Origin of the sequence: Dolichospermum sp. UHCC 0352 (assembly GCF_009711925.1) — a bacterium.
Taxonomy (GTDB): Bacteria; Cyanobacteriota; Cyanobacteriia; order Cyanobacteriales; family Nostocaceae; genus Dolichospermum; species Dolichospermum lemmermannii.
The window spans coordinates 44930-51250 of record NZ_VIKY01000170.1 but is presented as its reverse complement, the minus strand read 5'-3'; the positions used below and the strand labels follow the sequence as shown (position 1 = coordinate 51250).

The following is a 6321-nucleotide window of genomic DNA, read 5'->3' as shown; positions in this document are numbered from 1 at the left end:
ACAGGTTTAAGTGGATAAAACCATAAGCAATGTCATAACTATGATTTGTGTGATTATTTTGATTTGGATGATTAGTTAATCATAAGAATCACAAAAATCATAAAAATCATAGTTTAGACATATTTAAATCTCAATGGGGTAATCACAGCTACAGTCAGGTGCGATACAGGTTTAAGTGGATAAAACCATAAGCATGAAACAAAAAAAAGATTTAAAAAATGATATTAAGATCCAGGCAAAAATAATCTCATATATGGGGACAAAATAGCTTCACCGCAAAAAACAGTGATTACCGCACCTAACGCTAGGAAGGGTCCAAAAGGCATTTTTTGTCCCATTTGGTGACGAGAGAGGATAATTGCACCACCACCGACGAATACTCCCAAAATGCAGGAGATAAAAACCGCTAGTAGTAAATAACGCCATCCTAACCATGCTCCCATCATAGCAGCTAATTTAGCGTCACCTGCACCCATGACCGTTTTGCCAAAAGCCATAGAACCTAAAAGGGCGATCGCATCAAACAGCCATAAACCCAGAACTGCACCGGCTATTCCGGTTATTAAGCGTTTTGATAATCCCACCGCAGTCGGTTCTGATAACCAACCCACAGCCATTTGAAAGACTATTCCTAAAATTAAACCCGATTTAGTTAAGGGGTTAGGTAAGGTCATTGTATCTAAATCTATAAGAGATAAAGCCAATAACCAACTACAAAAAGCCCAATATCCCAGGGTGAAAATTGAAAATTGAAAAACCCAAAATACTATTAAAAATATTATCCCTGTTAATGCCTCCACTAATGGATAACGGCGAGAAATCTGAGTTTGGCAATAACGACACCGCCCTTTTAACCACAACCAACCGAAAACCGGGACATTATCATAAGCCTTCAACCTATTTAAGCACTTGGGACAGCGAGAAGGTGGCCACAGCACTGATAAGCCAGCGGGTAGCCGATAAACCACAACATTAATAAAACTACCCAGAGATGCACCCAAAACAAAGACAATGATACTGGCTGAAATATTCATTAAAATGTCCATATTATTATTTGTCAGTTGTCAGTTGACTAATACATATAGGACTCAATTTGATTCAACGGCACAAAACATTCCTGTGGTAATAACACTGGGTACTTAGTAAAAATCACTTTACCCCGATGAGTTACCCGACTAATTGCTACTCCTGTAGCTTTTCCTACTATTTCTGGATGGACTTCACAGTAGGTATAGTAGATGTGACTAGCTGCTCTAATTACAGTAGGATCAATCAAAGAAGGATGCTTTTTGGAGTGGGTAAAGTTTGCCTGTTCTTGTTGTAAAGCGTACACAATTGGCTTTTATATTGAGATTTACAGATTTGCTTTTAGTGTATCTGAAAGTTTTCACAATAAATAGTAAAACTTCCAGATTTACACTTTAACGTGATTTTAATTGCAGAATTTCCATTAGTGCTGCGCCCATAGCTCGACAACCGACAAGTTTCATTCCTGGGGACATAATATCTCCTGTGCGATAACCTTGTTCTAAAACTTGTAACACGCTATTTTCAATTAAGTCTGCTGCTGCTGCTTGGTCTAAAGCATAACGCAACATCATGGCGGCGCTTAAAACCTGTGCTAAGGGGTTGGCTTGATCAAGTCCGGCAATATCCGGGGCCGAACCATGAACTGGTTCATAGACACCGGGCCCATCAGCCCCCAAACTAGCAGAAGGTAACATTCCTATACTACCTGTGAGCATTGCCGCAGCATCAGAGAGAATATCACCAAATAAGTTTCCTGTAACAATTGTATCAAATTGTTTGGGAGCGCGGACTAATTGCATGGCGGCATTATCTACATACAAGTGAGATAACTCAACATCAGTATATTCTGAGGAAAGTTGTGTAATTTTTTCCCGCCATAATTGAGATACTTCTAACACATTGGCTTTATCCACTGAACAGAGTTTACCACCTCGTTTCCGCGCTGTTTCAAAAGCTACGCGGCCAATGCGTTCAATTTCTGATTCTGTGTAAACCATCGTATTTACACCGCGTTTTTCTCCGGTTTCTGTTGTAAAAATGCCTTTGGGTTTACCAAAATAAATCCCGCCGGTGAGTTCCCGCACCACCATAATATCTACTCCTTCTACAACCTCTCGTTTCAAGGTGGAAGCGTCAATTAACTGGGGGAGAATTTTCGCAGGACGTAAATTAGCAAATAGTTGTAAACCAGCCCGCAACCCCAATAAACCTGCTTCTGGGCGTAAATTTGAGGGGAGAGAATCCCATTTGTAACCACCAATAGCAGCGAGTAAGACGGCATCGCTATTGCGGCACATATCTAAGGTAACAGCGGGTAGTGGTTCGCCGGTTTCGTCAATAGCAGCACCACCAATTAAAGCTGTGGAAAATTCAAAGGAAAAATCAAAGCTTTTACCGACAAATTTCAGCACGTCCACTGCTACGGACATAATTTCCGGACCAATGCCATCTCCAGGTAGTAGGGTAATGCGGTAGTTTTGAGTCATAGTCAGGTTTTACTGGGTAAATGTTTGCAGATAAGATATCATACCTAGCAATTGTCCCAAATGGGTGATTGGTGATTGGTAATTGGTAATTATCCTAAATTCCATCAATTTCAATTACCTTTTGTCGAGATGTTGTCCCAGATTTAATTCTGATAGAGGATTTAGCAACATCAAATTTTTTGGCTAATATTTTAATTAACTCTTCATTAGCTTTACCATCTACTGGTGGTGATTTTAAATGTACAGTTAAACTACCATCTTCTAATTCTTCAATCTTTTGCTGTTGAGAATTTGGTTTAACTTTTACTCTTTTTTGCATTATCTATTCCTCGCAGTTTTTCTATCCACAACCAACCCAAAATAGAACCTAAAAGATAATGGGGAAAATCCCACCAAGCAAAGGTAGTCCCTAATAACTTATCTATTAAGGTAGCACGGATGGCTTCTAATAATGGTGGATGCTAAAGAAGAAAAAGAGGTTCTTGTATAGGATAAAATATGAGTTGAAGAATATTCCCAATATTTTTATTTTAGGTGTTTACCTATTTCTTGAATAAACCAGTTCATTGTATGTTTTATTTCTGCATAATCTTGTTGTTCAAAAAATATTTTAAGTTCATTTGGATGCTGATGTTTATCTGGAAGTATTTTGAACTCATTGCCTAGCTTATGTCTCAATGTAGTTCTATTGCTTTCAATATAATGGATAATTGAATTACAATCAAAATATTTATCTTTTAAATTAGATAAGGTGATAACTGTATATCCCTCTTCAGTTCTATCAGTAATTTTTGGATTATTAGTTTTTGGATTATATTTATCGTAATAAGATACAAATTCAGAGAATATATTTTGTATTTCTTTCGGAGAAACCGTATTCTTTGTTTTTTGTAGTTTGATTTTTATAGATTTACCTTTCAACTCTATTCTTTGTAAGATTGATCTACCATTATGATCTCCATGACTGCCAACATTTCTAATTTCCATAATATAACTAATTAACTTATATTCCCTATCTTGATACTGGTTAAAATTTTCTTTTGCAGTTTTAAAAAAATCTCGTAATTTTTTATATTGACTATCTTGAAGTTTTTCATCACCATATCGCTTCTCTGTAAATTTATTCACCAAAATTTCTATTTGTAAACATACTTTGCGGCAATACTCCGCAAAATTATTTTTCATACTAGCATCAGTTGATTGTTCATTATATTCTTCAAGTCTTTTTTTTAAATCTTGATATTATTATATTAGGTACAGGTGATCAACTAAATATTGTCACCACCACAGCAGATGCAAAAGCAGTCAGAGCCGCTTCTGCTCAAGGTGTGGATTTTCATGTATATATTCATCCACCTTTTCCTTTAACTGGTAATTAATCATGCAAATCACTATTTCACCACATCTACAAAGTACATATAAATTAATTCAAAATGCTTTCCCCAAGGGAATAGAATCACAATTTTACTTACCGCTTTTATCATTACTTAGTGAGGAAATGTCAGATAGAAATTTAGCTGAAGTTGTAGCTTACTATAGCGGTAAAGATTATAGTCTTGTTCTCAATGATGTATATCGGGTACAGTCAATTGATGTACCCACATCCGAAGCTATTGCTAATTTAAAGGAAAGATTACTTATGTGTGGTTATATACAGTGGCTTGATGAAGGATAATAGATATCGCTTTTGAAAGTAGGCTTTTAGCTGCGGAATTAGTGTGAATTAGTATATGAGGTAGGGGAAATTATGACTAGGACAAAACCTGTGCGTTGTCGTCAACAAGGTAGAATTTTTCCAGAGTTTACAATATCAGTAGGGGTTTAGCATTGCTAAACCCTTACCATATTTGTCTGTTTACGATCAATACAATCATTAATCACAGCCTAAAACTGGCTATTTTTGTGAAAACATAAAATGATTAATTTGTACAGTGCGTAAGTCATAAAGACGTTGGGGATATTATCATCAATGACGTAAACTTTACCCAATACCCAACATTCTATTTACTTGTGGTAATGCTAAAGGTTTTCGTTCGATATTTTGGAAACATTCGATTTTTTTAAGTTGTATATAGGCATTTTTGAAATTACTGATATTTAATAAAACAATATCTTGATAAACTGCGTCTTGGGGACTTTTTATCTCTATTACCAAGTCTTGTAATTGATTTTGGCTAATAGCTAAATTCAGATATTTCAAAAATACTTCTCGTTTTTTAGAACGGACAGTGACTAAATACCAATTATTAGTGCTTTGTTCTGATGAGTTTGAATCTATAGTTTCAATTGGTGGCATGATTGACGGTGTAATTTTCTGGAATTTATTTAAAGAGCAATTTCTGGACTGTGATTTTTGTGATTTCTGTGATTTCTGTGATTTTTGTGATTTGTTTGACTAATTAATCATCTAAATCAAACCAATCACACAAATCATACTTCTGACTTATTTAGCCAATATTTATAAGCTGCATAAGCTAATGTGACTACTCCAGTAATAATAGCAGATTCATCAACTTCAAATTGGGGATGATGCAAGGGATGATTAATTATTCTCTCTTCATAGCCTACACCTAAGCGAAACATTGAACCAGGGGCGTGTTCTAAATAAACAGAAAAATCTTCTGCACCTAATGATGGTTCTGGTAAAATTTGGACACGATCATTAGTCCAAGCTTCTTCTGCGGAGGATTGTAATAATTGTGTTAGAGCATTATCATTTTGGACACTGGGGACACCTTGATGATAATTAACTTGATATTTGGCGTTGAAAGAATTACAAACATTAGCTACTATGTTTTCAATCCACTGTGGTAGTTTATCACGGGTTTCTGGGTGAAGCGATCGCACTGTTCCTAATAACTGTACTTTATCAGCAATTACATTTGGCGCTCTTCCGCCATTAATTTGGCCAATACTCAATACGACGGGACGCAAAGGGTTTTGAGTGCGGCTAATAGCTTGTTGTAATGATGTAATCACTTGCGCTGCAATCCAAATTGCATCTATGGCTTCATGGGGACGCGCCCCATGTCCAGATTCACCAATAATAATAATTTCTAAATTGTCTGCGGCGGCTGTTAATGCACCATAGCGAATACCAACTGAACCAGCAGGAATGGAAGGAAAAACGTGTAACCCTAAAATAGCCGCAACATTATTCATCACTCCATCTTGTACCATCCAATTTGCACCTTGGGCAATTTCTTCGGCTGGTTGAAATAAAAACCGCACCTTTCCACCCAATTCAGGGGCAATTTGGGAAAGTACCATCGCCGTCCCCAAACCTACTGTAGTATGAATATCATGGCCACAAGCGTGCATGACTCCTTCAATCCGAGAAGCATATTCTAAACTTGTGCGTTCTTGAATGGGTAAAGCATCCATATCAGTGCGAATTGCCAATATCCTATCACTAGGTTGAGTTCCTTGTAATTCACCAATGACACCTGTTTTACCTATTCCCTCTTCTACGTGCAAGCCATTGGCAGATAACACACCTGCTACAAAAGCAGCGGTTTGATATTCTTGCCCACTAAGTTCTGGATGTGCATGAAGATGGCGACGGATTTCGACTAAGCGGTGTGATATATTTGTTGTCAAGTCTTTGATTCGGTTCAGCATAACAATAATTTTAATTCATTCACCTTGTATTTCATTCTAGAAATTTCACAGCTTTAACTGCTACCCGCATTCTGACCAATTTTATCGGCTGACCTGCTAATTTTTCAGCATCCAGGAATACATACAAACTAATCATAATCGAATTGATGCGGTACTTGACAAGTCCAATCGTAATATCGTATTT

Annotated in this window: 9 protein-coding genes and 1 pseudogene; 2 read left to right on the top strand and 8 right to left on the bottom strand. The window is 36.8% G+C overall.

Annotated features, from left to right (window positions below):
• Positions 1–224: 224 nt before the first annotated feature.
• From FJR06_RS11810 to FJR06_RS11785, 6 genes and pseudogenes are all read right to left on the bottom strand, one after another.
• Positions 225–1046: an A24 family peptidase gene (locus tag FJR06_RS11810; protein ID WP_015079527.1), complete on the bottom strand. Its 822-nt coding sequence runs from the start codon at positions 1044–1046 to the stop codon at positions 225–227.
• A gap of 26 nt (positions 1047–1072) precedes the next feature.
• Positions 1073–1333, bottom strand: coding sequence for a hypothetical protein (locus FJR06_RS11805; protein ID WP_015079528.1), 261 nt, complete (start codon positions 1331–1333; stop codon positions 1073–1075).
• An 88-nt stretch (positions 1334–1421) separates the two neighbouring features.
• A complete protein-coding gene (gene leuB, locus FJR06_RS11800; protein WP_168634636.1) occupies positions 1422–2516 on the bottom strand; it encodes a 3-isopropylmalate dehydrogenase in 1095 nt (364 codons plus the stop codon).
• Between the two features lie 94 nt (positions 2517–2610).
• The gene (locus FJR06_RS11795) at positions 2611–2835 is read right to left on the bottom strand and encodes a DUF167 domain-containing protein (RefSeq protein ID WP_168651491.1); all 225 of its coding nucleotides are present in this window, start codon (positions 2833–2835) and stop codon (positions 2611–2613) included.
• A pseudogene (locus FJR06_RS24360) lies at positions 2813–2977 on the bottom strand (DUF2809 domain-containing protein); the annotation flags it as partial. The gene FJR06_RS11795 and the pseudogene FJR06_RS24360, both read right to left, overlap by 23 nt.
• Before the next feature lie 64 nt (positions 2978–3041).
• On the bottom strand, positions 3042–3701 hold the full coding sequence (locus FJR06_RS11785) for a hypothetical protein (protein ID WP_254434417.1): 660 nt from the start codon (positions 3699–3701) through the stop codon (positions 3042–3044).
• Positions 3702–3712: 11 nt separating this feature from the next.
• On the opposite strand from FJR06_RS11785, the gene FJR06_RS11780 reads away from it, so the two are divergent.
• Positions 3713–3895: a DUF1308 domain-containing protein gene (locus tag FJR06_RS11780; RefSeq protein ID WP_254434416.1), complete on the top strand. Its 183-nt coding sequence runs from the start codon at positions 3713–3715 to the stop codon at positions 3893–3895.
• A gap of 2 nt (positions 3896–3897) precedes the next feature.
• A complete protein-coding gene (locus FJR06_RS11775) occupies positions 3898–4191 on the top strand; it encodes a DUF3349 domain-containing protein (protein WP_015079535.1) in 294 nt (97 codons plus the stop codon).
• Positions 4192–4497: 306 nt separating this feature from the next.
• Here the strand turns inward: FJR06_RS11775 and FJR06_RS11770 are convergent, their stop codons facing one another.
• Complete coding sequence (locus tag FJR06_RS11770; protein WP_015079536.1) at positions 4498–4812, bottom strand: hypothetical protein; 315 nt, start codon at positions 4810–4812, stop codon at positions 4498–4500.
• Positions 4813–4946: 134 nt separating this feature from the next.
• On the bottom strand, positions 4947–6137 hold the full coding sequence (locus tag FJR06_RS11765; RefSeq protein WP_168651490.1) for a M20 family metallopeptidase: 1191 nt from the start codon (positions 6135–6137) through the stop codon (positions 4947–4949).
• Positions 6138–6321 lie beyond the last annotated feature (184 nt).

Bases quoted from the DNA above. Each gene is read 5' to 3' on its own strand.
- FJR06_RS11810 (WP_015079527.1), bottom strand. From the start codon at position 1,046: ATGGACATTTTAATGAATATTTCAGCCAGTATCATTGTCTTTGTTTTG.
- leuB (WP_168634636.1), bottom strand. From the start codon at position 2,516: ATGACTCAAAACTACCGCATTACCCTACTACCTGGAGATGGCATTGGT.
- FJR06_RS11795 (WP_168651491.1), bottom strand. From the start codon at position 2,835: ATGCAAAAAAGAGTAAAAGTTAAACCAAATTCTCAACAGCAAAAGATT.
- FJR06_RS11785 (WP_254434417.1), bottom strand. From the start codon at position 3,701: ATGAAAAATAATTTTGCGGAGTATTGCCGCAAAGTATGTTTACAAATA.
- FJR06_RS11775 (WP_015079535.1), top strand. From the start codon at position 3,898: ATGCAAATCACTATTTCACCACATCTACAAAGTACATATAAATTAATT.
- FJR06_RS11770 (WP_015079536.1), bottom strand. From the start codon at position 4,812: ATGCCACCAATTGAAACTATAGATTCAAACTCATCAGAACAAAGCACT.
- FJR06_RS11765 (WP_168651490.1), bottom strand. From the start codon at position 6,137: ATGCTGAACCGAATCAAAGACTTGACAACAAATATATCACACCGCTTA.